The 24,603-nt window shown below is 73.2% G+C and carries 18 protein-coding genes and 2 tRNA genes; 4 read left to right on the forward strand and 16 right to left on the reverse strand.

From position 1 onward, the window contains the following. Positions 1 to 58: 58 nt before the first annotated feature. The gene (locus tag WMF17_RS37685) at positions 59 to 736 is read right to left on the reverse strand and encodes a hypothetical protein (protein ID WP_437645825.1); all 678 of its coding nucleotides are present in this window, start codon (positions 734 to 736) and stop codon (positions 59 to 61) included. 1,429 nt (positions 737 to 2,165) lie between these two features. Here WMF17_RS37685 and WMF17_RS37690 point away from each other — a divergent pair. Together WMF17_RS37690 and WMF17_RS37695 are read left to right on the forward strand one after the other, a co-directional pair. Further along, positions 2,166 to 2,618: a DNA-binding protein gene (locus tag WMF17_RS37690; RefSeq protein ID WP_437575826.1), complete on the forward strand. Its 453-nt coding sequence runs from the start codon at positions 2,166 to 2,168 to the stop codon at positions 2,616 to 2,618. Between the two features lie 989 nt (positions 2,619 to 3,607). Then, entirely contained in the window at positions 3,608 to 3,733 is a 126-nt protein-coding gene (locus WMF17_RS37695) for a hypothetical protein (RefSeq protein WP_437645826.1), read from the forward strand. A gap of 2 nt (positions 3,734 to 3,735) precedes the next feature. Here WMF17_RS37695 and WMF17_RS37700 read toward each other — a convergent pair whose 3' ends face one another. Together WMF17_RS37700 and WMF17_RS37705 are read right to left on the reverse strand one after the other, a co-directional pair. Continuing rightward, positions 3,736 to 4,992 carry a DUF2062 domain-containing protein gene (locus tag WMF17_RS37700; RefSeq protein WP_437645828.1) on the reverse strand — a complete coding sequence of 419 codons (1,257 nt, stop codon included), beginning with the start codon at positions 4,990 to 4,992 and terminating at the stop codon, positions 3,736 to 3,738. A 3-nt stretch (positions 4,993 to 4,995) separates the two neighbouring features. Further along, a complete protein-coding gene (locus WMF17_RS37705) occupies positions 4,996 to 5,868 on the reverse strand; it encodes a tetratricopeptide repeat protein (protein ID WP_437598215.1) in 873 nt (290 codons plus the stop codon). A 118-nt stretch (positions 5,869 to 5,986) separates the two neighbouring features. On the opposite strand from WMF17_RS37705, the gene WMF17_RS37710 reads away from it, so the two are divergent. Continuing rightward, positions 5,987 to 8,068, forward strand: coding sequence for a peptidoglycan DD-metalloendopeptidase family protein (locus tag WMF17_RS37710; RefSeq protein WP_437645830.1), 2,082 nt, complete (start codon positions 5,987 to 5,989; stop codon positions 8,066 to 8,068). Between the two features lie 186 nt (positions 8,069 to 8,254). Here WMF17_RS37710 and rpsI read toward each other — a convergent pair whose 3' ends face one another. The 11 genes from rpsI to WMF17_RS37765 form a co-directional block, all read right to left on the reverse strand. Further along, positions 8,255 to 8,647, reverse strand: a complete 393-nt coding sequence (gene rpsI / locus WMF17_RS37715; protein WP_437598217.1) for a 30S ribosomal protein S9 — start codon at positions 8,645 to 8,647, stop codon at positions 8,255 to 8,257. A gap of 8 nt (positions 8,648 to 8,655) precedes the next feature. After that, positions 8,656 to 9,105, reverse strand: a complete 450-nt coding sequence (gene rplM / locus WMF17_RS37720) for a 50S ribosomal protein L13 (RefSeq protein WP_437481539.1) — start codon at positions 9,103 to 9,105, stop codon at positions 8,656 to 8,658. A 267-nt stretch (positions 9,106 to 9,372) separates the two neighbouring features. Continuing rightward, a tRNA-Ser gene (locus WMF17_RS37725) sits at positions 9,373 to 9,457 on the reverse strand. A 106-nt stretch (positions 9,458 to 9,563) separates the two neighbouring features. Beyond that, a tRNA-Ser gene (locus tag WMF17_RS37730) sits at positions 9,564 to 9,650 on the reverse strand. Positions 9,651 to 9,849: 199 nt separating this feature from the next. Beyond that, complete coding sequence (locus WMF17_RS37735; RefSeq protein WP_437645832.1) at positions 9,850 to 11,661, reverse strand: ATP-binding protein; 1,812 nt, start codon at positions 11,659 to 11,661, stop codon at positions 9,850 to 9,852. A 111-nt stretch (positions 11,662 to 11,772) separates the two neighbouring features. Further along, the gene (gene glmS / locus WMF17_RS37740) at positions 11,773 to 13,608 is read right to left on the reverse strand and encodes a glutamine--fructose-6-phosphate transaminase (isomerizing) (protein WP_437598219.1); all 1,836 of its coding nucleotides are present in this window, start codon (positions 13,606 to 13,608) and stop codon (positions 11,773 to 11,775) included. Positions 13,609 to 13,666: 58 nt separating this feature from the next. After that, positions 13,667 to 14,941 carry an MFS transporter gene (locus tag WMF17_RS37745; RefSeq protein ID WP_437645834.1) on the reverse strand — a complete coding sequence of 425 codons (1,275 nt, stop codon included), beginning with the start codon at positions 14,939 to 14,941 and terminating at the stop codon, positions 13,667 to 13,669. A gap of 171 nt (positions 14,942 to 15,112) precedes the next feature. Beyond that, complete coding sequence (locus WMF17_RS37750) at positions 15,113 to 15,553, reverse strand: RNA recognition motif domain-containing protein (protein ID WP_437598221.1); 441 nt, start codon at positions 15,551 to 15,553, stop codon at positions 15,113 to 15,115. 507 nt (positions 15,554 to 16,060) lie between these two features. Next, positions 16,061 to 17,422, reverse strand: coding sequence for a hypothetical protein (locus WMF17_RS37755; protein ID WP_437598222.1), 1,362 nt, complete (start codon positions 17,420 to 17,422; stop codon positions 16,061 to 16,063). Continuing rightward, positions 17,419 to 18,825, reverse strand: a complete 1,407-nt coding sequence (locus tag WMF17_RS37760; protein WP_437645836.1) for a hypothetical protein — start codon at positions 18,823 to 18,825, stop codon at positions 17,419 to 17,421. Before WMF17_RS37760 ends, WMF17_RS37755 begins: the two co-directional genes overlap by 4 nt. Further along, positions 18,818 to 21,277: an MMPL family transporter gene (locus tag WMF17_RS37765; RefSeq protein ID WP_437598225.1), complete on the reverse strand. Its 2,460-nt coding sequence runs from the start codon at positions 21,275 to 21,277 to the stop codon at positions 18,818 to 18,820. Before WMF17_RS37765 ends, WMF17_RS37760 begins: the two co-directional genes overlap by 8 nt. A gap of 132 nt (positions 21,278 to 21,409) precedes the next feature. On the opposite strand from WMF17_RS37765, the gene WMF17_RS37770 reads away from it, so the two are divergent. After that, positions 21,410 to 22,021: a peptide deformylase gene (locus tag WMF17_RS37770; protein WP_437645838.1), complete on the forward strand. Its 612-nt coding sequence runs from the start codon at positions 21,410 to 21,412 to the stop codon at positions 22,019 to 22,021. Between the two features lie 30 nt (positions 22,022 to 22,051). Here the strand turns inward: WMF17_RS37770 and WMF17_RS37775 are convergent, their stop codons facing one another. Both WMF17_RS37775 and WMF17_RS37780 read right to left on the reverse strand, forming a co-directional pair. Beyond that, positions 22,052 to 23,515, reverse strand: a complete 1,464-nt coding sequence (locus WMF17_RS37775; protein WP_437645840.1) for a UDP-N-acetylmuramoyl-tripeptide--D-alanyl-D-alanine ligase — start codon at positions 23,513 to 23,515, stop codon at positions 22,052 to 22,054. An 82-nt stretch (positions 23,516 to 23,597) separates the two neighbouring features. Continuing rightward, positions 23,598 to 24,458, reverse strand: coding sequence for a hypothetical protein (locus WMF17_RS37780; RefSeq protein ID WP_437598230.1), 861 nt, complete (start codon positions 24,456 to 24,458; stop codon positions 23,598 to 23,600). Positions 24,459 to 24,603 lie beyond the last annotated feature (145 nt).

Consider the following 24,603-nt stretch of genomic DNA (forward strand, 5'->3'; position numbering starts at 1 on the left):
CGCTCCGATCACGGCCCTTCCGTCACAGGGGGGCGTCGCGGTCCGCGCCGGTTCTCCTTTACATCTCGGAAACGCCGTCATGCAGCGCGGCACCGCTCGCCGCGGCGGAAGAGACGGAACGCCCCGGTCGAGATCTCACGCCGGCCGCTCGAACGGCGAACGGCGCGAGCGGTGGATGCGCGGTGGCCTGCGCGACAGTCACGCCGCCGAGCTCGTCGCGCTCGACTCGCGTGAGCGCGGCGAGAGGCTCGGCGCAGCGAATGCGCCGCTTCGTCTGGGGCACGCTCGCGGCGCCCGGCGGCGTGGTGCGCTGCCCGCGCGCGCCGGCGTCGACGCCTTCCTGATCACGGTGGCGCGGCCCTCGGTTGTCTCGCCACCGCCGTAGGACGGGCGGCGGAGACGACAGCGGTGATGCCTCACCGCGCCCGGCTCGACGCGAGACACGCCGTCGATCGGCCAGTGGACCGAGCGGCAAGATCTTCGCAGGAGGAGGTCTGCGGTGTCGCGCGTTCGTGCTTCGTGCCCTCGCGGGCGACGGCGTCTTCGCCTCGGTCGCAATCCGGCGCGACTCCTCCTCGCGCCATCGCGCCCAGTCCGTCTGGAGCTTTTTGGCCTTGAGAAAGGCCGCCCGCTGGAGAGTGAGGTTGCCCAGGCCGGCCCACGGTGCCCGCTTGTCCTCGCCGTAGCTGCGCTTCGGGTTCTCCCCGCAAGCCACTTTCAGCCCGCCGGGCGCCACGGTGACGCGCGTCTGGGGACCATCTGGGGAGCATCTGGGAGGGGCCGATGCCCGGCCGGAGCTCCATCGTTACCGCGCACCATCTAATCAGGTTGCCTGAACCCGAAAGGACTTGTATGGTCGTAACACCACCAGCGACTGCCCGTTCGATTCCCGGGTCCTGTGGCCAGAAGGCATCGGCGGACTGAGCCTGCGACGCCACCGGCCCCACCTCTGGTTCCCGTCCGCTGCCGTCCAGGTGCGCCGCTGCGCCTGGTGTCGGGTGGCCCCCGAGGTGGGAGTGCATCGAACAGCCGAGGAGTGACGAACTGTCCACCAGCGTCCATCACCGCCGCCCCGCTCGGGGGATCGATGTCGCCCCCGGCGGCGGCGGTGCCGCGCTCTGCCTCGGCTCGGGGGGGCGAGCCGCGGGCGAGCGTCACCCTGGTGCCCAGCACGAGTGTCACCGCCTGAATCAGGATGAGCGGCTGAGCAGGAGCGGCGGCCTCGTGACCTCCCGCGGGCAGACTTCCGGCTTGCCGGGGCGGCGACCGGGGCGCGGGCGCGGCGAGCGATTTGGGAGACACGACCGGAGGCTGGGCAGCTCCAGCACAGCCGCAAAAAGACGCAGCCAGACCCAAGGCGAGGTGGCCTTCGGCCAGCAACATGGGTGGGCGCATACGCCTCGGGCCGTCGCGTCGATCGGCCAGGGGGATGTCCTGGCAGGTGGGTGGGGTAGCCCTCATGACGTCGACAGCCCCGGAGGGCGGATCGGTGGCCGACACGTTGCGGTCGATCCCGGAGAGCAGCTCGGCCCGGAGACGAGAGCTCGGGCATACAGACACGCCGCCGGGGCCGAGCGGAATGCAGAAATGAAAGACCTCCGGTCCAGCGCACAGGGGTGGGCTGGAACGGCGGCCTCGTCCATGACACGTTGCCTCATCGAGGGCGGCTCACCCGGGGGGTCAGGCTCCTCCGCGCTCCCTCGGTCAGGCGCCCGCTTCGCCTGCTGCGCGGTGGGTCGCTTGTGTCCGGAGCACAGGAAAGCCAATCTTCGTGGGAATGTCGCTGGCTCCACGCGGCTCGGGGGCTGCCCGCGGGGCGCGGCGCGCGGCAGCAAGAGAGGCCGCTGCGCGGCGCAGAGAGGAGCACGGCGCTGTCCATCGCACCCCTCCTGGGTTTGGGCAGAGCCTGGCTTCGCGGAGCGGTGCCACCGGGCTTCGCCCCGCTCCCGCGAAGCCACCAGGCTTGGCTTCGCGGAGCGAAGCCACCAGGGAGACGTGGTGGCTGGAGTCCGGCTCGACCGGTCGTCCCAGCACCCCATGACCGGACGGGGAGCTCGCGAGCGTGGGTTCCCGACGCACGTTGAGGGGACACCTCTCGAATTATTTTCAAGCACGGTGCTGTTCAGCAGTTGACAACTCTAGCTATTCATGGGACGCGAGATCCAATGAGCAACGTCGAAACCGAGATCAAAAGCCACGTTGATGCATTCGTCTCTCAGCTGAGCGGACTTGTCCGCAAAGCGGCTCTCGAGGCTGTCGCCGACGCCTTGCGGGGGGAGGGCCAGCCGGCCGCTGCCGCCGCCGCGCCGCGCAAAGCAGGTCGGGCCAAGGCCGCTCCTCCGGCGCCTGCGGAGGTCAAGAAGGCGGCGGGGCGCCCCGCTCGCGCCGCGAAGCCCACCCGCAAGAAGGGCGAGAAGCGCTCGAAGGAAGAGCTCGCCGCCATGACGCAGAAGGTCCTGGAGCACATCCGGGCCAACAGCGGCCAGGGCGTGGAGCAGATCGCGAAGGATCTGGGCACCACCACGAAGGAGCTGACCCTTCCGATTCGGAAGCTGCTCGTCGAGAAGAAGATCACGTCGAAAGGCGAGAAGCGGGCGACGAAGTACTTTTCCCGCTAAAGCTGGCCGCAACGCGCTCCGGGCGGGTCCGGCCAAGCCAACCGAGGTCGACGTCCAGCCTTCCCCCAGGCCCAGCAGGGGAAATCGTGGCAAGCCAGGAGCTGTCCAGGCAGCCACGGAGACGCCGTACATCGGGGCGGAGCAAGCTCCGCAGCCGTACACGCCTCTGGAACTTCCTCAGAAAAGCTCCCCCAGCAATGGTCTCTCCGCGTAACACCGTGGAGAATCCCGCACGCGCGGTGGAGAAATCCGCGCGCGCGGGCTGTCAGATCCCGCCCGACCGCTGCTGAACGGATCCGCCCGGCGACACGACGCGGGGGGCTGCGCCCGACAGCCGCTGTGCGCCCAGGCTCGCTCCGGCGCCCAGGACGCCGGGTTGCCGCCGAGCCGCCATGCCCGTGCTCCTGTCGTGGGCACGGGAAGGCGGGCAGCATCACGTCACGTCACCGCGAAGCCCCCAACATGTCGTGGGGTGACATCGATGGACCACCACATCTAGCCGCCAGGCGCGGTGGGGTGGTCAGGATTGCCAAGCTGGCAGAGCACGATCGGCGCAGCGCGCGAGCGCCGCCGCTGTGAGCGCCTGGCCCGCTCTGCCTCCTCCGGGTGTCCCGTCGCAGGCCGACGGTTGCGCGCTCGAGGCAACACCGCGTCCCGAAACGGGCTGGCGTCCAACGCACTTTCACAGACATCTGAGCAGGATGCCCCAGGCGGATATTGCGAACTTGCAACGTGGGCGAGCCCAGCGTCCGGCAAGGAGGGACCCTTGGGTGCACTCGACCTCTGTTGATCACGAAGGAACGCGGACAGCCGGGGGGTACAGCCAGGCCCCCTCGGATCAAGCATGGTCTGTGCCACCGGGGAGTCGTTCCGCGGATACGTCGGCTCATGAGCGGAGAGAACCGGAGAAAGCAAACCGCCACCGCGCTGGACAGGTTCTGACCATCCGCGTGCTCGTCTGATCATCGGCGGTGCTCGTCTCACCCTCGGTGGTGCTCGATCGACAGGCAATCCACCTGGCCGAGCCTGCACGCTGGATCGGGCGTTCCGGTGACACCGCCGAGGGCGCCGCGCCGGAGGTGCATGAAGAGATCTCGGCGCGAAGCGCGACTTGAGCTCAGCGCTCGGCCCGGGTCCCGACGATGAGGACATTCGAGAACGGCGTTTTCCCCCAGGCGGGCCTCGTCTCGCACGAGAAGCCGAGCTGCTCGAGGAGCGCCACGATCTCCCGGGCAGGGCGGAAGCGCACACGCTCGCCGCGGTTGAACCGAAGCGCAGTGAAGATGCGCTCCTCGAGGAGCGTGATCGAGCTCCTCAGGCCGCGCTCCGTGTCCGCCTCGCGGACGAGCAGGCGCCCTCCCGGGCGAACTGCGGCCGCCGCCCGTCTCAGGATCGCGTCCTGCTCCTCGACGCGGAAGTAGTGGAGCAGGTCGATGAGCAGCACGGTGTCTGCGTCTCCCAGCTCGGCCTCGCGCGCGTCCGCACACCAGAACTCAGCGGCCAGCGGGGGGGCGGCGTGGAGAGAGCGCTGCTCGCCGGACGAGCCGGGCAGCTCGGACGATCGCGGCAGAGGCGCGCCCGGGTTCCCGCCGGCCGCGCGGCGGGCGTCCTCTATCTTGGCTCGGTCCCAGTCGAACCCACGCGCGCGCGCGGCCCTGCCCAGCTCGAGCAGGAGAATCGGCAGCTGGCCAGCCCCGGTCCCGATATCGAGGACCTCTCCCAGCGCGACCGGGCGGTCGCCGGCGATGTCGGCAATCAGCCGCGCGACAGGATCGCCGAGCAGCTTGAAGCGGACATAGTGAAACCGGGTGCGCTGCGCCGGCGTGGCGCCCTCCGGCGGGCTGTACCGCGCGGCGACGCGCTCGACCGCGTGAACCCACGGCGGCGCGTCGTCGGGGAGCCGATACGGCTCCATCCCGCCGCGCTGCAGCGAGGGCGCGCGGCGCCGCTTCAGCGCGACGAGCGCGAAGACCAGGCCGCCGCCGAGCGCGGCGAGCGCGAGCCCGACCACGGGGGCGCCGAGGAACATGTGCTCGGGGAACTCGGACAGTGCTTGCGCCCAGCTCATCTTCTCATGAAAGCGCAGCCAGCGACCGGTGCGGAGGTACGCCCCGACCTGGACCTCGGCCGTGAGCAGCGCTGGCGCGAACAAGGGGTTGGAGATGTTCGCAGCGACCCAGGCAATCGCTGCGTCCAGACGGAACCACAGGCAGAGGAGGAGGACGAGCGGCGTGTGGCAGCCGAAGATCGGCTGCGATCCGATGAACAGGCCGATCGCCACCGCCACGGCCGTCCGGCCGGCTGACAGCTCGCTGCCACGGAGCTCACGCCACGCGCGGCGCGCCTCCTCGCGGAGCAGAGAGTATTTCGCCAACGCTCAGGGTTTGCCTTCCGGTGCAGGGTGATCCGTCTCCTCCGCTGCATCGGCCGTCATCGTGGACAGGAGGTCGCTCACCTCCGTGGGGGTCGCCTCGTCGAGCGCATCCCAGGAGCCGCCCCTCGTGGTGGTCCGCGATGAGTCGCGCGACACAGCGTCGCCGGTGCGCCCGCTCCGCTGCGCCTCCACCATGCGAAGGTACATCCTCGCCGTCTTGTTGTCGGGCTCGATCGCGAGCGCCTCGCGCCACTCGGCGATCGCGTGCTCGGACGCGCCGAGGGAGTGCAGCGCGACCCCGAGCAGCACGCGCGCAGGCGCGTACTTCGGGTTCGCGTCGCGCGCCGCGGCGTAGTGCTCGCGGGCGAGCGGCAGATCGCCGGCGTCGCGGTACATCGTCCCGAGGCGCAGCTGGAGATCGACGAACGTCGGGCACAGGGCCACGGCCCGCTTCAGCTCGGCGATCGCTTCCTGCGCGCAGCCCGCGTCGGCGTAGGCCTGCGCGAGATCGGCGTGCATGTTGGCGATCTTGCCGCGCGCGAACGGGTCGAGGACGCCGCCGTCCCCCTCGCCGCGCCGGATACGGGAGTAGACCTGTCGCGCCGCTTCGTATTTGCCGAGGTCGTTGTACGTGACAGCGAGGTTCAGCAGCGCCTCGGTGTAGTGCTCGTTCAGCTGCACCGCGCGCTCGAAGTGGGCCTCGGCAGCGAGGAAATCCCCGCGCTCGTGGAGGATGACGCCGAGCATGTTGAAGACGTCCGCGAAGCGGTCGGTCTTCTCGAGGATCTGCCTCAGGGCGTGCTCGGCGAGATCGTACTCGCGCCGCTCGTAGTGCTCCCTGCCGAGAACCAGAAGCTGCTTCAGCCGGTCGTCCATGAGGCCCGCCAGCTTACGCGACCGGCGTACGGTGCGGTCGGGTCTTCCGCGCAACCCTTGCGCTATCCGGGTGGTCGCGCGGTTGCAACCCCGTCGATGCCTTGGTACGGACGTCGGCGTGCCGAGTGCAGTACCCCAGAACCCGCTGGAGGCCTCCGGAGCGCCGGACGCCGCGGACCGCTCCGAGGAGCGGAACGGAGCCGCCGGCAGCACGGAGGGGCCCGGCGCCGCCGCCCCGCTGGACGCGCCGCGCGCAGAGCCCGGCGCCGCCGCCCCGCTGGGCGCGCCGCGCGCGGACCTCGAGCGCGGCAGCGCGGCCGAGGACGTGACGGACGACGCGCTGGACGCATCCAGCAGGCCTGCGACGCCTCCGCTGGCCGCGCCGCTGTCGAGCCATCGCCGGGGCGAGAGCGCTCCGGCCGCGCCCTGGTCGCGCGGCGGCGATCTGCGCGCGCGCGCGGCGCCGACGTGGGGGCAGCTTCCTCCTCCTTCTTCTCGCGGGCGCGGCGCGGCGCAATGGTCGCGCGGCAGCGATCCGCGACAGCATCCCTCGCGGCCGTCGCTCGTGGACGGTGGCCCCTATGCGGGACCCGGCATGGCCGACGGCCCACGCCTGCCCGCCGGCCTCAGCCGGCCGCCCCCGGGGCCACACCTCTCGCCGCGCATGACCGCGGTCTTCGGCGGCATCTTCGGCCTCGCGACGCTCACCTCGCTCATCGCGCTGTTGATCCAGAGCGTCCCGGTGCGCGACGAGCGCGCGCTGGTCGCAGGGAGCCCGGCGGGCTCGGCCGCAGGTACGGAAGAGGCCGCCAGGCGCTCCGCCGCACCCGAGGTGAAGGCCAAGAAGCGCACCCCGCTGCCTGGCCCGTGGCGGATCTCCGAGCTCGCGAAGGATCCGTCCGTGATCCTGGCGAGCGACGTGATGGATCGCCGGTCGTTCATCACGGCCCTCGGCGAGAAGGGCGTGCCGAAGGCGCAGATCTACCGGATCATGAAGGCCTTCGAGGGGCTGCGGAAGTTCGACAAATGCGGCCGCAAGGACCGGTTCACGGCCGCGATGGACCGCTCCACGCGCCGCGTCCGCGCCTTCGAGTACGAGGTCTCGGCGAGCGAGATCTATCAGGCGAGAGAGGGCGCGGCCGGGCTGCTCTCGGGCGCCACGCTCGACATGAAGATCGCCGAGGAGGAGGTCATCGCCGCCTTCTACGTGGGGAAGGATCTCACGAGCGCGTACCAGGCGGGCGGCCTGGAGCCGGGCGTGCTCGACGAGATCGACGACGCGCTGAGCGGGCGCATGTCGACGGAGGGCTTCGAGGAAGGGAGCACCGTCCGGCTGATCGCCATGGAAGAGACGGCGCTCGGGATGTTCTCCCGGTACAAGAAGATGATTGCGCTCGAGTACCGGCCAGCGGACCCCGCCGAGAAGCCGCTGCGCATCTACGATTTCAAGGGGCAGGAAGCCCGCGGCTACTTCGATGAGCGCGGCCGGCAGCCGTACGCGGGCGGCTGGCGCGCGCCGGTCCCGGGCGCGCCCGTGACGTCGAAGTTCAACCCGAAGCGGATGCACCCGGTGCTGCATAGGCCCATGCCCCACAACGGGACGGACTTCGGCGCGCCGACGGGAACGCCGGTGTACTCGGCGTACCGCGGCGTCGTCGAGTGGGTCGGCCCCGCGGGACCGAGCGGCAACCTCGTCACCGTCCTGCATCCGAACGGCATCAGCACCGGTTACGCCCACCTGTCGAGGTATGCCCCCGGCATCAAGGTCGGCACGAAGGTGGGCACCCACCAGCTCGTCGGGTACGTGGGCTCGACGGGCCGCTCGACGGGCCCGCACCTTCACTTCAGCGCGAAGAAGGACGGCAAGTACTTCGACGCCGAGACGCTCCAGCTCGACGGCGAGCGCGTGATGCCCGGCGTCGATCGCGCGGCGTTCGCCGCGGCGAAGGAGGCCCTCGACAAGCGGCTCGACGCCATCCCGCTGCCCGAGCCGCCGCCCGAGCCGGTGAAGCCGGAGGCCGCGGAGCCGAGCCCTCCGCCGCCCGCGGCCGCCGGCGGCGAGGCCACGGCCTCCGCGGCGCCCGAGGTCGGGCCGAGCGGGCCGACCGAGCCGGAAGCGAAGCCGCCCGAAGGCGCCGGCGACGACGAGGGCGAGCTCATCCAAGGCCCCGATCTCAAGAACCCGCCGGAGACGATGTGACACCGGGCGGGCCGAGAGGTCCGCTCGGAGAGAACAGAAGTACGAGGATGCCGGGACGAGCCCTCGCGTCCTCGACGTCCTCGGGTGGCCGACAGACAAAAACATCGAGGACGCCGAGGGATGAGCCCTCGCGTCCTCGATGTGTTTGCCATGGCGTCCGCCCTGAGGAGCGGCGACCTGGGCCTGCTACCGCTTCGAGTACTGGAAGCGCTTTCGGGCGCCGGGCTGGCCGTACTTCTTGCGCTCCTTCTTGCGCGCGTCGCGCGTGAGGAAGCCCGCGCGCTTGAGCGACGGCCTGCGCTCCGGATCGAGCTCGCAGAGGGCGCGCGCGATGCCGTGCCGCATCGCCTCGGCCTGGGCGCTGTGGCCGCCGCCGACGACGGTCGCGTTCACGTCGAACTGCTCGAGCACCTCCAGCAGTTCCAGCGACTGCCGCATCACCATCCGCGAGGTCTCGCGGACGAAGTACTCGTCGGCGGGCCTCTTGTTGACCTTGATGGTGCCGGTGCCCGGCGAGAGGAAGACGCGCGCGACCGCGGTCTTACGCTTCCCAGTGGCGTACGTTCTCGTTTCCGTCATGGCTTTGCTCAGCTGTAGCTAAGGGGCTGCGGCTTCTGCGCCGCGTGGGGGTGATCGGGACCGGCGTAGACCTTGAGCTTGGTGATGAGCTCACGTCCGAGCACGTTCTTCGGGAGCATGCCCTTCACGGCCTTCTGGATGGGGAGCTCCGGCTTGCGCTCGAGCAGATGACCGTACGCCTCGGAGCGGAACCCGCCAGGCGCGCCGCTGTGCCGAACGTAGTTCTTCTGCTGGAGCTTGCGACCCGTCAGAAGGACCTTCTTGGCGTTCACGACGATCACGAAGTCGCCGGTGTCGACGTGCGGGGTGAACGTCGGCTTGTTCTTGCCGCGAAGCACCGTGGCGATGCGGCTAGCAAGGCGGCCGAGGGGCTTGCCTTCCGCGTCGATCACCCACCACGTACGCTCGTTGCGGGCCTCCGCAGGCTTGGCGGAAAAGGACTTGGGCTGAGGATTCATTGGGCGAAAAACTCCGGAAGGGCGCCTGCCAAAAACGGGCGCAACTTCTACAAGGCGGCCCTCCGCCTGTCAAGCGTCTCGGGTCCTATCGTGGGGCCCTCGTCGTCATCGTCATCGTCTGGCGGGGGTCGATCAAGCGCGTCGATCCGACGTTCTGGCGACGTTCTGGTCGCACGAACGCTCGCGCCGGCTCGCGCTTTCGAGGATTTCCTGCGGGCTCGTTTCGGAGGAGCTCACCATCAGGAGTCGACAGACTGTTCAGCTCGGCGGAGAGGGCGGGATTCGAACCCGCGGTACGTTGCCGTACACACGATTTCCAGTCGTGCACCTTCGACCACTCGGTCACCTCTCCCGATACTTCCTCGACGCGCCCCGCCTCTGCCGGACCGGCGCCACCCGCGCGTGAGCGGGCGGTCAGAGCCCACCTGGTTCAACGGGTGGCAAGCAGCCAAGCGTAGCGGAGAGAGCGGGATTCGAACCCGCGGTACCCTTGCGGGTACACCTGATTTCGAATCAGGCACCTTCGGCCTCTCGGTCACCTCTCCGCGGGCGAACATGGCAAAGTGGGGCCGGCTGGTCAAGTATCTCCTGACAACCGGCCGGTCCGGAGGCGCGCTTTCGCTGCCGGGGCCTCCCGCCGGCAGCCCGGCCCGAGCTCCTGGGCGCGCGTAGCTCGGCGCCTCCTCCGTGATGATCAACATCGCGCAGATGGCTCTCGTGGAGGGCGCTCGACCCCCCGCCCCGCTAGGCGCCGCCGCCATCGCCAGCGGCGGGTCGCGCCGGGCCGGCGCTCCCTGCGGCCACCTCGCGATCGCCCTCGGAGAAGACGTCGCGCCCGAGCGCCGGCGGGCTCCCGGGTTCGCCCGCCGCGCGTGAGGTCGAGCGCGGTCCGCCCTCGCCCTCGGCCCTCTGCGCGGCGCGCGCCGCGGGTGTGCCTGCGCGCGGGAGCCGGATGACGAAGCGCGCGCCCCCGAACGGGGAGTCGAGCACGTCGATGGTGCCGCCGTGGTCGACGACGATCTTCTTCACGATGCTCAGGCCGAGCCCGGTGCCGTCGTACCGCGTCGTGACGTAGGGATCGAAGACCGAGTCGCGCACGGCGGGATCGATGCCCGGGCCGTCGTCGTCGATCGCGATCATGTGGCTCTGCCCCTCGCCCCGCGCCGAGACACGGACCCTGCCCCACAGGGCGCGCTCTGCAGCGCCTCCGCGCGGCGCCGCACGCTGCGCGTCGCGCAGCGCCTGCGCCGCGTTGCGCACGATGTTGCCGAGGGCGCGCCGGAGCATCTCCCGATCGAGCGCGGCCGGCATCGGGGCGTCCGGCACGTCAAACTCGAGATCGACGCGCCCGAGCAGCGCCTCGTCCGAGGCGTGCTCACGCCCCGCCTCCTCGACCGCCGCGAAGCGCTCACCTTGCTCCCGCAGGAACTCCGCGAGATCCGACGGCTCGAGCTCGGCCTGCGGGAGCCGCGCGAAATTGGAGAACTCGCCGACGAGCCGGCGCAGCGTGCCGACCTCCTCCTCGACGACCTCGAGCGTGGTCTGGAGCAGGCGCTGGTAGGCCGGGTCGCTGCCCGCATAGCGGCGGTGACACTCCTCGACGGCGAGCTGGATGGGCGTCAGCGGGTTCTTGATCTCGTGCGCGAGGTGCCGCGCCATCTTCTGCCACTCGCCCATGCGCTTGAGGAACTCGATCCTCGCGCGGCTGCCCTCGAGCTCCTCGAGCATGCGGTCGAAGGCGCGGCCGAGGTCGGCGACCTCGTCGTTGCCCTGGAGCGCCACGCGCACCGAGAGATCGCCCTCGGCGACGGGCCGGGTCGCCGCGGCGAGCCGCGCGATGCGGTCGGCCACGGGGCGCGCCACGAGCACGCCGGCGAGGACGGCGAGGACGATCGTCGCGCCGAGGAGCGCGGCGAAGGCATCGCCGTAGCTCTCGTCGAGGTACTCCTTCCGGTGCTCGCGCTCGAGGGCGTGGTACGCCTGCGCGAACGCCTGCGCCGACTCGAGCTCGTCGAAGCGGGCGCTCGGCGCGGCGAACGTCGCGACGAGCGTCGTCGCGTCGCCGTCGCACTCGCCGTCCTCGGGCGCGGGCTCGGCGGGCACGCCGGGGCGGCCGGAAGCGCGCTCGATCGCCTTCCGGACCGTGAGCGTCTTCTCGTGCGCCGGATCTACCGGTCGGCCGCGCTCCCGCGCGCTGACGAGCTCGCCGCCGCAGCGCTCGACGCGGAGGGAGACCAGCGTGGCGTGGGCCGCGACGATGCGCGCGAGCTCGTCCGCGAGGAGCTCCGCGTCTCCGGCGAAGGCGCTCCGGCGCAGCGGGTCCGCCGCGGCGATCGCCTCGGCCTCGGAGCGCATGCCCTGCTTGATGGCGGCGGCCAGCTCGGCGTACACGCCGAGCGCCCTGTCCAGGTGGACGCCGAACTCGGGCTGGAACGCCGTCGCCGACACCCGCGCGATCACCGTCCTGGCGATCACGATGCTGGCGACGAGCGGGATGAGCGCGGTCACGAGGATGGCCGCGACGACCCGCCGCTCCGTTCTGCCGGGGATGCGCATGCGCGCAGCATAGCCGCGGCCCCGGACCGGCGCGCAGGCGGGGCGCGGGGCGCCCGCGCCGCTCAGGAGGGCCGCCCGCGACGCCGGAGCAAGCCCGCCGCGGGGGAGCCGCTACTCGACCGTGACCGTCTTCGCGAGGTTGCGCGGCTGGTCGACGTCGTTGCCCTTCAGGTTGGCGACGTAATAGGCGATGAGCTGGAGCGGGAGCACCGTGAGGAGCGGCCCCACCTCGTCCGGCACCTTGGGGATCCAGACGTGGTGCTGCGCGATCTCGAGGATCGCCTCGTCGCCCTTGGTGGCGATGGCGACGACCTGCCCCTCGCGCGCCCGGACCTCCTGCAGGTTGGAGAAGGTCTTGTCGTAGTGCGCGTCGCGCGGGCAGACGACGATGACGGGGAGCGCCTCGTCGATGAGCGCGATCGGCCCGTGCTTCATCTCGCCGGCCGCGTAGCCCTCCGCGTGGGCGTACGAGATCTCCTTGAGCTTGAGCGCGCCCTCGAGCGCGATGGGGAAGCCGAGGCCGCGCCCGAGGAAGAGGACGTCCTTCGCGTGGACGAGGCGCTTCGCGATCGCGTGCACGTAGTCGGCGTCGCCGAGCACCTCGCGCATGTGGCTCGGGATCTCCCAGAGGGCCTGGAGGATCTCGCGCCCGCGCTCCGCGGAGAGCGACTCGCGGCGGCGACCGAGGTAGACCGCGAGCAGGAGCAGCGCGGCGAGCTGCGTGGTGAAGGCCTTGGTCGAGGCGACGCCGATCTCGGGGCCCGCGTGCGTGTAGAGCGCACCGTCGGAGAGGCGCGGGATCGCGCTGTCGAGCACGTTGCAGAGCGCCAGCACCTTGGCGCCCTGCGCCTTGGCCGCCTTGAGGGCCGCGATCGTGTCGGCGGTCTCGCCCGACTGGCTGATCGCGATCACGAGATCGTCGGGGAAGAAGATCGGCTCGCGGTAGCGGACCTCGCTCGCGAGCTCGACCACCGTGGGGACCCTGGCGACCTGCTCGATCCAGTAGCGGCCGGCGATGCCGGCGTGGTGGCTCGTGCCGCAGGCGACGATGTAGACCCGGCGCAGCTCCCTCGCGAACTCGGGCGTGACGCCCATCTCGGTCGCGTGCACGTCGCCGGCGACGAGATCGATCCTGCCGCGCAGCGTCGCCTCGACGACGTCCGGCTGCTCATGGATCTCCTTCAGCATGAAGTGCTTGTAGCCGCCGCGCTCCGCCTGGACGGGGCTCCAGTCGATGCGCTTCACGCGCCGCTCGACCTTGTCGCTCCCGGCCACGGTCTCGATGCGGACGCCGTCCGCGCGCAGCTCGACGATGTCGCCGTCCTCGAGGAAGATCATGTCGCGGGTGTGCGCGAGCAGCGCGGGGATGTCGCTGCCGCACAGCATCTCGCTCTCGCCGACGCCGACGACGAGCGGCGAGCCATACCGGGCGGCGACGATGACGTCGGGCTGCTCGCGCGAGACGACCGCGATCGCGTAGGCGCCGTGGACCTGCCGGAGCGCCCCGCGCACGGCCTCGAAGAGCGACTTCGCGCCCTTCTGGAGCTCGCGGTGGACGAGGTGAGCGACGATCTCGGTGTCCGTGTCGGAGAGGAACTTGACCCCCTGGCTCTCCAGCTGCTGCCGGATGGCCACGTGGTTCTCGATGATGCCGTTGTGAACGACGGCCACCGGGCCCGCGGAGTGCGGGTGGGCGTTCACCTCGCTCGGGCGGCCGTGCGTCGCCCACCGCGTGTGGCCGATGCCCGTGGTGCCGTCGAGGGTCCGCTTCTCGAGCGCCTCGCTGAGCTTGACCAGCTTGCCGAGCGTCCGGACGATCTCGATGCCCTTGCCGTCATGAATGGCAATGCCGGCCGAGTCGTAGCCCCGATACTCCAGCTTGCGCAGCCCTTCGACGATGATCGGCGCCGCCTTCTTTGACCCAACGTATCCGACGATCCCGCACATGCTCGCCTCGTTCAGGTAGTGCCCGCGCGCGCCTACGCGTGCTGCGGAAAACGTAACGTTACTCCTGGCCCTGGGAGCTGACAGAAAAAATTGAGCTCCCTGACAATGAACGCCGCGCCGATCGCGCGAAGGTCACAGCCAGGACGAATGCCACCAATGCCGTGATCGAGGCGATGCCGAACGTGAGGGTGCCGCCCCCGCGCTTGTAGAGTTCGCCCCATGTGAGCATTCCGATGACGGATCCGGCGCCGGCGCTTGCGGAGAAGAGCCCCTGCGCCGTGGCGAGGATCTCCGGCGGGGCGCGATCCCGCGTGTACGCGAGCGAGGCGACCCACATCATGGCGAAGGAGACCGCATGGAGCGGCTGGATCGCGAGCAGCGCGGGCCACCAGCGCACGTTCGAGAGCAGCGCCCAGCGGAGCGAGGCGCCCGCGAAGGCGAAGGCGAGCACCGCGGGCGGCGCGAAGCGCTTGAGCAGCGGGCCGGAGAACGCCATGAGCGCGATCTCGCCGGCGACGCCGACGGCCCACGCGACCCCCACGAGCGACTCGGGGAAGCCGACGTCGCGCAGGTGCAGCGTGTAGCAGAGGTCGTAGGAAGAGTTCGCGCTCTGGGCCAGGAACGACGCCGCGAGGAACAGGCGGAAGTCGCGGCTCTGGAGGAGAGCACGGGCGCGCTCTCGCACGGAGCCTCCGGCGGCCGGCGAACGCGGCACGCCCGCATCGCCTTCCGCGCCGGCTCGGTGGCCGAGCCGCCGAAGGGGCCCCTCGGCGCGCGCTGGCAAGGTCCACGAGATGGCGAACGCGGCCAGCAGCGCGGCGGCGATCGTGACGGGGAACGCCGCCGGCCGCGCCGGATCGACGAGGGCTCCGCTCACGATCGCCATCAGCGCGAAGCTGATCGATCCCCAGAGCCTGAGCCGACCGTAGGCGATCCCGGAGCTCAGCGACGTCTCGATCGCGACGACGTCGGCCATCGTGAACATCGGCGCTCGGAAGAACGCGAACGCGAGCGCCGCGACGAAGAGCCCGCCGAAGCCAAGTGAAACGCCGAGCGCCGACGACAGCGCGAGCAGCGCGAAGGCGACGAGAGCACCGGCGCAGGCCGCACGGATCAGCCACACCCGCACGCCGAGCGAGTCGGCGATGAAGCCGAACACCGGCGGCGCGACGAGGCCCATCGCGGGGAGCGTCGCCGCGATCGCCCCCATCGCGAGGCCCCGGACCCCCCGCCCCTCCAGCCAGCTCGGGAACAGCGGCAGGTACACACCGAGGACGGCGAAGATGCCGAAGTAGTAAAGCGAGATCGCCCGCGGTGACGGCTTGAGCGACAAAGGTAAGGACGGTGGCATCGGCGATCAGCTGCCGCGCCCGGAGCGTGAGGGCGTTCAGCGTGCCGGTCTCTGACGCTCGCAGGGCAGCGGAGCAAGCTCCCCCGCCCGCGAACGAAAACGGCGGCGCCTCCCGGGAGAAGCGCCGCCGCGTGAACGTCGACCTAGCTCGACTCAGTACCGATCGCCGCCGCCGCGACCGCCACGGCCGCCGCGACCACCACCGCCGCCGCCGCGACCACCGCCGCCGCCGCCGCCGCCGTAACCGCCGCCGCCGCCGCTGCGACCACCGCCGCCGCTGCCGCCGCCGTAACCGCCGCCGCCGCCGCCGCCGTAACCGCCGCCGCCGCCACCACCGCCGCGCTGGACCCGCTCCTCCGCCTCGTTCACGCGAAGCGGACGGCCGTCCATCATGGCGCCATTCATCTGCTCGATCGCCTGCTGGGCCTGCTCAGGCGTGCCCATCGTGACGAACCCGAAACCTCGCGACTGCCCACTCTCGCGGTCGGTCACGATGTGCACATCCGTCACCTCGCCGCTCTGGGCGAACGCAGCCTGCACGGAGGCCTTGGTGGCGGAGAAGGGGAGATTACCAACGTAGAGGCGAGTACCCATGACACTGATTCACTTCACGGCTCTGCGAGATGCGTCAGCTTCGGTGCCGAACATGCCCTGCCGCCCCGATGGAGCCGTGGGGGATCGAGGGAGGGCGGCGCTGGGGAGGAGCCCCCGATGCGCCACACGTTGCGTCGTCCAGTCCGCGATCAATCCGCGATCCCCGAGAAGAGAAGCGTCGTGTCGAGTGCCAGTGACGTTCGTGACCAGCCGATAGTAACCAAATGTCCCCTCGGCGCAAGCGCTCGAAGCACCCCCCTCCCCGTCGGCGCACCGGCGCGCGCCGGCGCGCCGCTCGCCCGGACGTCCCGAACAGCGGCGGCGCGGTCGCGTCGGCTGCCCGGCGGGCGCCGGCGGGGTCGGCGGGTGGTGCAGTCATTTGACCATGAAGGCGGAAGGCTGAAGCAAAAACGTAATAATATTCACAACTTACAGACTTCACGGGAAACCTCTCTGGGCAATGGCGGCCCCCCCGTCGGCGGGCGTCGGGTTCCACGTCGGAGGGCGTCAGCGCCTGGCAGAACGACGGAACGTGGCGCCAAGATCCCAGCCCTCGCCGCTTCCGGCCCGCGCGAGCGCGATGTCCGGCAGCACGCCGCCCGCGATCCGGACCTCGGCGATCACTCCGAGGCGGAGCGTGGCGGTGAGCGAGCGCGGCGCTGCGGTGGGCGCGAGCCGCGGCGGATGACGGGCGAGATCGAGGGCTCGGCCGCGGTCGGCGGCGGTCGCGAGCGCGAGCAGGGCGTTGAGAGACCCCGGGCCCAGCGGGCGCACCAGCTCGATCGCGAGCGCCGCCTTGCCACGGGCCCGGCGGCGCCCGAGCTCCGCGCGCGAGACGGGCTCTGCCGTGACCTCGTGCCCGGGCCGCGAGAGGATCGGCGCGACGGCCTCGGCGACCTCGACGAGATGCGCTGCAGAGTCATCCACGAGCAGCTCCGCCGGAGGACCGCCCCACGCGGGATCGCCGTGCGCCCTCGGGAGACCGACCAGACCGAGGTGCGCGAGGCGCTCGGGCGGCAGCGCGTCGACCAGCCGCTGCGCAACGCCGGGCTGACCGAAGGGGCCGGCCTCCGCGCCCGTGGTCAGCACGATCCACCCGGCGACGCCGAGATCGAAGCGGACAGCGCCGCGGCGGTTCGTGTGCAGCCCGGCGCCGAGCCAGCCGAGGTCGTCGCGCTCGGTCTCGAACGCGCGCAGGGAGGTCGTCAGGTCCTCGGAGCGGATCACCTCGATCGCGTCGAGGAAGGCAGCGCCGCGCGCGGCGACGTCGTTGCGCGTCAGCATGATGCGCTGCGGGCCGAGGTCGGCCAGGAAGGCGCCGGTGCCGTCCGGCGCCGCGGGGTCGAAGCTGCGCGGCAGCAGCGCCACCATCGGCGACGCGAGCGCGCGGGCGACGCGGGCGGGATCCGCGCGCGGGAACACGGCGGCGAGCGGATCCTTCGGGTGCCGCTCGGGCCTCGGGACCTCGGCGAGCGCCGCGGCGGCGCCGCGGGCGCGGGCGCGCTCGACCGAGCTCACGATGTCGCGGCCGTCGAGCTTGAGCAGGCGCGCGGTGCGCAGCCCCTCGCGCAGGCGCACGACCGCGGCGTCCCCCTCGCGCGACGGCAGCGCGGACGAGAGCGTCGGGTACGGGTTGCCGGACGCGTCGAGCCCGTAGAGGCTGTCGGCGATCGCCGACGCGAACAGGGCAGCGGCTGGATCGCTCAGGTCGTGCGGGTCGAGCGCGCCCGTCGGCCACGGGAGGTGCATCGAGATGCGGCCGCCGAGCGGGGTGCGCCCCATGGCGCGGGCGCGCTCCGGGAGGGCGGCCGCGCCGAGCAGCGCGCCCGCGCCGCCGAGGAAGGCGCGACGCGGGAACGAGCGGCTCACCGCACCACCCAGATCTCGTCGGCCGTCGCGACCGCGAAGGGGGCGCGCCCGGGCCCGTCGGGCGGGCAGACGGCGAGGGCGCGCACCCCCGCCGGCGCCGGCAGGCGCAGGAGCTCCTGGGGCGCCGTGTGCGAAGGGCCGCCGTCGCGGCGCCGCCACGACCAGACCACGACGGCATCCTCGAGCGGATCCAGCACGTCGAGGCTGGCGAGCAGCTCGGGCTCGCCGTCCTGATCGAGATCGCCGATCGCGAGCTGCGCCCCGGCGCTGCCCACGACCTTGCGGCGGCCCGCGCTGTCCCGGAGCTCGACCGCGCCGCGCTCGCGCGCCGCCCAGACCGTGAACGGCTCGCCCCGCGCCGACAGGAGCTGCGCCGACGCGAGCGCGTCGTACCGGCCGGTGAGCGCCGACGTCGCCGGCGGCGGATCGGCCGGGGCGCACGGCCCGAGCGGGCCGGTGAGGAGCGACCCCCACGTCTTCGTGCAGGCCGAGCCGCCGGCGTCCGGGACCGCGAGCCCGGGGAGCTCGGCGAGCGCATTCAGCTTGCCGTCGAAGCGGACGCTGCGCGCGCGATCGGTGAGCCCCACGTCGGCGAAAGGCGGCAGGCGCTCGCCGTCCCGCTCGCGCTCGACGAGCGTGGCGAACGCGAGCGGCTCGCGGAGCGGCGACGGGTGCACCGCGATCACGTCCGGCCACGAGCGCGACGCGAGCGGCACGACCCGGCCGCCGCGGAGGCGGAGCGTCGTCACGCGCCGCCGGCTCACGCTGAGGATCTCGAGCGCGCCGTCGGCGTCGAGATCGCCGCACGCGAGCGCGACCACGTCGCCCTCGAAGTTCTTCGCGCGGTCGACCCTCGCGGCGACGAGCGGCACCGGCGCGAGGAAGCTGCGGACCTCGGCGTCGAGGGGCGCCTCGGCGTAGGCGTGGGCGACGGAGCCCGGCTCCGGATCGCGGATGCGCGCCCAGACGGTGCGCGGCACCGGGTACACGTCGGCGGTGACGCGCAGCCGCCCCGCCGCGATCTCGACGGCGAGGTGGACGAGCGCCGCGTCGTCGCGCGCGGCCTCGCGCGCGAGCGGCAGCGGGATCGGATCCTTCTGCGCCCGCGCGCCGGGGCCGAGCTTGCCGGCGAGGTGGGCAGCGAGCGTGGCCGCGAGCTGGGCGCCGCGCGGCGCCGGCGCGTCGGAGACCAGCGGCCCGGCGGCCACGAGCACGCGACCGGTCACGGGGTCGAGCGAGCGCGCGAGCGCGTCCACCGCGCGGGCGACGGCCGAGCGCGGCGGGCTCGGCGCGGGCGCCGGCGCTGCGGGCGAAGGCGACGGCTGCGCCGCGGCGGGACGCGCGAGCGCGAGGAGAGCGAGGAGGAGGAGGCCCCGGGGCGACAACGCCGAGATGTTATGCACGTCGGTGGGGTCGGGGCCAGAGCCGCAGACCCGCCGGCACCACGATGAGCGCCACGACGAGGCCGACCGCGCTGCCGAGCGCGCCGACCCGGCCCAGGTCGCGGAGGCCGTCGAAGCGGCAGAACGCGAGCGCGGAGAAGCCCGCGGCCGTGGTCAGCGCGGTGGCGGCGATCGCCGGCCCCTCCTGGCGCAGCGTCTCGCGGATCACCGCGTCGCCGCCGCCCGCCGCCTCGAGGTCGCGGGCGCGGTGGAGCAGGAACATGCCCTCGTCCACGGTGATCCCGAGCAGCACCGGGATGACGAGCGCGTCGTACGCGTGCAGGGGGATGCCGAGCACCCGGATCAGGAGGAGGACGAGGCAGATCTCGGAGGCGACGACGAGCGCGGCCAGCGCGATGTCGCGCGCGCTGCGGAGGGAGGCCGCGAGCGCCAGCAGCACGAGCGCCCCGGCGACGATCGCGATGCGCGGCATGTCGTGCGCGAGCGTCTCGCGGAGCGCCGCCTCGAGCCGGGTGTAGCCGGTGAGCATGGCCTGCGGGTCCTCCTCGCGGATCGCGCGCTCGATCCGCTCGACCGAGCCGGCCTCGCGGGGCCGCACGTAGAGCGCGACGAGCGCGTCGCCCCCGTCCGCCCCGAGGTAGCGCGAGAGCAGGATGGACGCGGGGCCGCGCTCGAGATCGGAGAGCGCCACCTCTTGCCTCGGCGGCGCGCGCATCCCGGCCAGCACGGCCGAGAAGCGCTCGGGCGCGAAGCCCGTGTCGCGGAGCGCCCGCTCGAGCTCGTCGGCCCTTCCGGGCAGGTCGAGCGCGTCGCGCGCGGCGAACCGCTCGGCCTGCGTCGAGGCGGCGGGCGCGAGCGCGGTGAGCGCGTCGACGGCCTCCACGTCGGCCTTCATCGAGGCGAGGCGCTCGGCGATCCGGTCGGCCCGGGCGCGGGCGCGCTCCTGCTCGCCGTCCGCGAGGAGCACAACCCACTGCCCGCGCCGCCCGCCGAACGCGTCGAAGATCGCCTGCTGCACCTTGAGCGGCTCGAGCTCGGCGGGCCGGATCGCGACGATGGCCTCGGCGAGCGGCGGCGCGGCGCCGAGGGCGACCGCCGCGATGGGGAGCGCCGCGAGCGCCGCGAGCGCGAGCGCGCGGCCCCGGGTCCGCGTGAGCCGGTAGAGGCCGTCGGGCCAGCGCGCCGGCGCCTCGGGCGGCGGGGGCCCCCGCTCGAGCCAGGCGCCGACGGTCGGCGTCACGAGCACGATCGCGATCGCCGTGAGCACCTCGCCGGCGGCGCACAGGAGGCCGAGCTGCCGGAGCGCGTTGATGTCCGACAGGGCGAGGGCCCCGAACGCGGCCGCCGCGGTGACGGCGGCGACGAGCACCGCGCGGAAGGTCCGCGCCCTCGCGGCGCGCCCGGCCGCCTCCGGATCGAGCCCCTCGCGCCGCGCCTCGAGCAGCGCGGCGTAGACGTGGACGCCGGTGTCGACGCCGACGCCCACGACGACCGACATGAAGGCGACCGCGATCGCGCTGAGCCCGCCCGGGAGCGCCGTGGCGAGCCCCGCGGTCCAGACGGTCCCGAGCACGAGCGGCGGCATCACCGCGGCGAGCGCGCGCATGCGGCGGAAGAGCAGCGCGAAGACGGCGGAGGCGAGCAACATCGAGAGCGACCCCGAGACGGCGAGATCGCGCGTGAGCATCTCCTCGGTGGCCGCGGCGATGGCGTGCCCGCCGGTGAGCCCGAGCGTGAGCCCCGGGTGCGCCGCGCGGATCGGGTCGAGGACGGCGTTCGCGTCGGCGACGAAGGCCCGGGCGTCGGCGCCGCGGAGCGCCTGTCCGGCCGGCTGCACCAGGACGAGGTGCACCTTGCCGTCGTCCGTGGCGAACGCGCCGTCGGCTTGCGTGCGCACCCCGGATCCGATGTCCGCGGACTCGAAGACGAGCTGCGAGAGGCGCAGCGGGTCGGCCGCGATCGTCTCGGCCGCGGCGCCGCCGCCCGGCGCGAGCAGCATGGCGCGCGTCTCGGCGAGGCGCTCCCGCATCCCCTCGGGCGAGAGCGCGACGGCGAGCCGCTCCCGCACGCGCGCGTCCGCGTGCCGGAAGGCGAGCCACGGATCGAGCGCGCGCGAGACGTCGATCCGGTCGGCGGCGCGCTGCACGGTCGGGCGCGCCGCGAGGGCCCGCGCGATCTCGGCGGCCACGGCGGCGTTCTCGTCGGGGTCGTCCCCCTTGACCATCACGACGCCGAGATCGCCGCCCCCGAACCCGCGCACGTACCGGCGCAGCGCCGCGGCGTCCCCGCGCTCGGGCAGGAGCGAGGCGACGTTCGGCTCGAGCTCTAGCCGCAGCGTCACGGCGGCGAAAGCGGCGAGCGTCAGCGCCGCGAGGACGAGCGCGACGATGAGGCGGAGCAGCCGGCGCGGGGCGTCCGCGCGGGCCGGCGAAGGCGGAGGGGGCGCTGCCATGGCGGAGGCCGGGCGCGGGCCGGCGCCGCTCCTCTACCCTCACCCCCGCCTCGCCGCGAGGACATCCACGCGCGCCGCGCTCCTTCGCCGGCGGCGCTTGCGCCCGCGAGCGCGCCGATTCATCCCCGCAGCATGGAGCTCCCCCCGATCGTCCTCGCAGGCCGAGCCGTCCTGCGAAAGCCCGCCGCGCCCGTGCCGCCCGAGGAGATCGGGACGAAGCAGCTCAAGCACCTCATCTCGACGATGGTGGCCGTCATGCGCAAGGCGCCCGGCGTGGGGCTCGCGGCGCCGCAGATCGGCGTCAGCCAGCAGGTGATCGTGCTCGAGGACAGCGAGGAGCTGATGTCCCGCCTCACGCCGGGGCAGCGCGCCGAGCGCGGCCGCGTGCCCTTCCCGCTCAGGGCGATCGTCAACCCGACGCTGAGGGTCCTCGCGCCGTCGCCCCAGGGCGCGGCGGACCCGGGGCGGGCGACGTTCTTCGAGGGCTGCCTGAGCGTCCCGGGCTACATGGCGCTGGTCGAGCGAGATCTGTCGGTCGAGGTGAGCGGCGTGGACGCGGACGGCGAGGAGATCCGCTGGGAGGCGACCGGCTGGCCCGCCCGGATCCTCCAGCACGAGGTCGATCACCTCCGCGGCGCGCTGTACGTCGATCGCATGATCACGCGCTCCTTCTGCAGCAACGAGGAGGCGAAGCTCCTGCTCAGCCAGTCCGTCGCCGAGGCGCGGGCCGCGCTCGGCGCGTGACCACGGCGCGGCGCGACGACGGGCGCGCGCTCACGGCGAGGGCGACGCGCCGGCGCCGCGCCCGGCGAGCTCCTCCACGATCCGCTCCATCCTGATCCCGCGGGAGCCCTTCACGAGCACCAGATCGCCGCGCTCGACGATCTCCAGCGCTCGGACCGCGGCGGCGCTCGCGTCGCCGGCGAACCACGCCCGCACGCCGGCCGCCTCGGCGGCGCGCGCGATCCGCGCCGCCTCGCCGCCGACGGCGATCAGCGCGGCCGGGCGCACGGCCCCGACCGCTTCGCCGAGCGCGTCATGCTCCGCCGCCGCCAGCGCGCCGAGCTCACGCATCTCGCCGAGCAGCAGGACCAGCCGCTTCCCGAGCGCCCCGGCCAGCTCGACGGCCGTCCTGAGCGACGACCGCATCGACAGGGGGTTCGCGTTGTAGGTGTCGTCGATGACCACGGTGCCGTCCGGCAGCTCGCGGACCGACAGGCGCCCGTCCCCCGGCGGCGCGAGCCCTGCGGCCGCGCGGGCCGCCCGCTCGGTCGAGAGCCGCTCGCCGAGCGTCGCCTCCACCACGGCGACGGCCGCCGCCGCGGCCAGCGCCCCCGCCTCGCCGAGCAGCGGGACGACGATCTCCAGCGCCTCGCCTCCGCGCTCGATCCGCACCGAGCTGCCGCGCACCCCGACCGGCCGCCGCCCCGCGATCCGGATCTGCGCGCGCTCGCCGAAGCCGTAGGGGACCCGCCGCGCGGCGCCGGCGCGCTCGAGCTGCTCGACCACCTTCGCGTCGTCGCCGTTGCCGAGGGCCACGCCGTCGGCCGGCAAGGCGGCGAGCAGATCCCCTTCCTCGGCGGCGACGTCCTCCAGCGTGCCGAGCCCCTCGGTGTGCTCGACGCCGATGGAGGTCAGCACGGCGAGATCCGGCCCTGCGATGCGCGCGAGGGCCGCGACCTCGCCGCGCTGGTTCGTGCCGATCTCGACGACGGCGAAGCGATGGTGGTCCTCGAGCCCGAGCAACGTCATCGGCAACCCGATGGCGTTGTTCAGGTTGCCCGCGGTCGCGTGCACGTCGCCGCGGCCCGCCCCGGCGAGCAGCGCCGCGATGGTCCGCGTCGTCGTCGTCTTGCCGGCGGAGCCGCCGATCGCGACGATCGCCCGCGGCCCGTCCGGGTGCGCGCCCCTGCGCCATCGCTCGCGGTGCGCTCTGGCCAGCGCCCCGAGCGCCGCGAGCCCGTCCTTCACGAGCACCACGCCGCCTTCGGGCGGCAGGGCCACCTCCCGGGAGACGACGAACGCGGCCGCCCCGCGCTGCGCCGCGGCGTCGATGAACCGATGGCCGTCGAAGGCCTCGCCGGCGAGCGCGACGAACGCCGCGCCGGACGAGATCGTGCGGCTGTCGGTCGAGATGCCCCGCACGGCCGGCCCGGTCCTCAGCACGCGCCCGCCGGTCGCGCGCGCCAGCTCGTCGAGGGTGAACTGGGCAAGGTTCTGCGGGATCGGCGTCGCCATCGCGGCGATCACCAGCATGGAACGGGGCGCAGGGCCAACGAATCGCCTGCGGCGCGCTGCCCTCGCGCCGCGTCGAGCCGCCTCAGCGCGCGGTCTTTTCCTTCTCGACCTCTTCGTAGATGTCGTCGTTCTTCGGCCGCGGCCGCGCGACGGGCCGGGGCGCGGCGGGCGCGCTGGGGGCTGCGCTCACGCTCTGGGTAGGCGCGGGCGACGTCTCGGCGGTCGTCGGAGGCGGCTCGGTGTAGTCGATCGCGATGGGCCCTCCGCCGCCCATGCTCTGCCACAGCGTGATCCCGACGAGCGCCAGCAGGGCGATCGCCAGGATCACGCTGAGCGCGACGATGAGCGCCCTGCCGCCCTCGCGCCGCGGGACCGGCGCGGCAGGTGGCTTCTGCGGCTCCGCGCGCTCTTGCACGAAGCTCGAGGGGAGCGCCGGCATCTCGAGCCGCGCCGACGTGGTGGCCCACGGGCTCTCGGCGGGCGGCATCGCCGCGCCGTCCCACCCGCCGCCCGCCGGGGGCGCGCCGGGCACGGCCGCACCGGGAGCTGCGCCCACCGCCGGAGCAGACGCGGGCGCAGCGGCCGAGGGCGGCCCGGCCGGCGCCGGAACGCCGGCGTGCAGCGAGGGCATCGGCGTGCGCGCGGCCTCCTGGACGGGGGGCCCGGCGGCACCGAACCCGGGGCTCGCGAACCCGGGCGGCGCCGCCGGAGGGGGCGGCTGCGCCGCGTTCGCGCCCATCCGTTCCGTGGTCGGCGCCGGATGGAACGACATCTGGCTCAGGGGCATCGGGTCCGACGGCGGCGGCGCCGAGACGAACGGGAGGGCGCTCGGAGAAAAGACGCCGCTGGCCGACAGCACGTCCTGCTGCGAGACGAGCCCGGGCGGAAGGGTCCCTCCGCGCGCCGAGACGTTCGCCGCAGGCGGCTGGGTGTACCCGGACATCGCTGCCGGAGGGGAAGCCGGCGCCGCGGTTACCGGCGTTGACGACGCTGGCCCAGCGAAGCTGGGCGCCGACGGCGCCGGCCCCGAGAACGCGGGCACCGATGGCGCGGGCGCCGGGAACGCGGGCGGCACCGGTCCGGGGTAC

Source organism: Sorangium sp. So ce362 (genome assembly GCF_051519845.1).
Lineage (GTDB): Bacteria > Myxococcota_A > Polyangia > Polyangiales > Polyangiaceae > Sorangium.

What these genes read in the sequence shown, in the direction of transcription:
- WMF17_RS37690 (WP_437575826.1), top strand. Translation starts at nt 2,166, where the DNA reads ATGAGCAACGTCGAAACCGAGATCAAAAGCCACGTTGATGCATTCGTC.
- rplM (WP_437481539.1), bottom strand. Translation starts at nt 9,105, where the DNA reads ATGAATCCTCAGCCCAAGTCCTTTTCCGCCAAGCCTGCGGAGGCCCGC.
- rpsI (WP_437598217.1), bottom strand. Translation starts at nt 8,647, where the DNA reads ATGACGGAAACGAGAACGTACGCCACTGGGAAGCGTAAGACCGCGGTC.
- WMF17_RS37770 (WP_437645838.1), top strand. Translation starts at nt 21,410, where the DNA reads ATGGAGCTCCCCCCGATCGTCCTCGCAGGCCGAGCCGTCCTGCGAAAG.
- WMF17_RS37735 (WP_437645832.1), bottom strand. Translation starts at nt 11,661, where the DNA reads ATGCGCATCCCCGGCAGAACGGAGCGGCGGGTCGTCGCGGCCATCCTC.
- WMF17_RS37705 (WP_437598215.1), bottom strand. Translation starts at nt 5,868, where the DNA reads ATGGACGACCGGCTGAAGCAGCTTCTGGTTCTCGGCAGGGAGCACTAC.
- glmS (WP_437598219.1), bottom strand. Translation starts at nt 13,608, where the DNA reads ATGTGCGGGATCGTCGGATACGTTGGGTCAAAGAAGGCGGCGCCGATC.
- WMF17_RS37750 (WP_437598221.1), bottom strand. Translation starts at nt 15,553, where the DNA reads ATGGGTACTCGCCTCTACGTTGGTAATCTCCCCTTCTCCGCCACCAAG.
- WMF17_RS37780 (WP_437598230.1), bottom strand. Translation starts at nt 24,458, where the DNA reads ATGTCCGGGTACACCCAGCCGCCTGCGGCGAACGTCTCGGCGCGCGGA.
- WMF17_RS37775 (WP_437645840.1), bottom strand. Translation starts at nt 23,515, where the DNA reads ATGGCGACGCCGATCCCGCAGAACCTTGCCCAGTTCACCCTCGACGAG.
- WMF17_RS37765 (WP_437598225.1), bottom strand. Translation starts at nt 21,277, where the DNA reads ATGGCAGCGCCCCCTCCGCCTTCGCCGGCCCGCGCGGACGCCCCGCGC.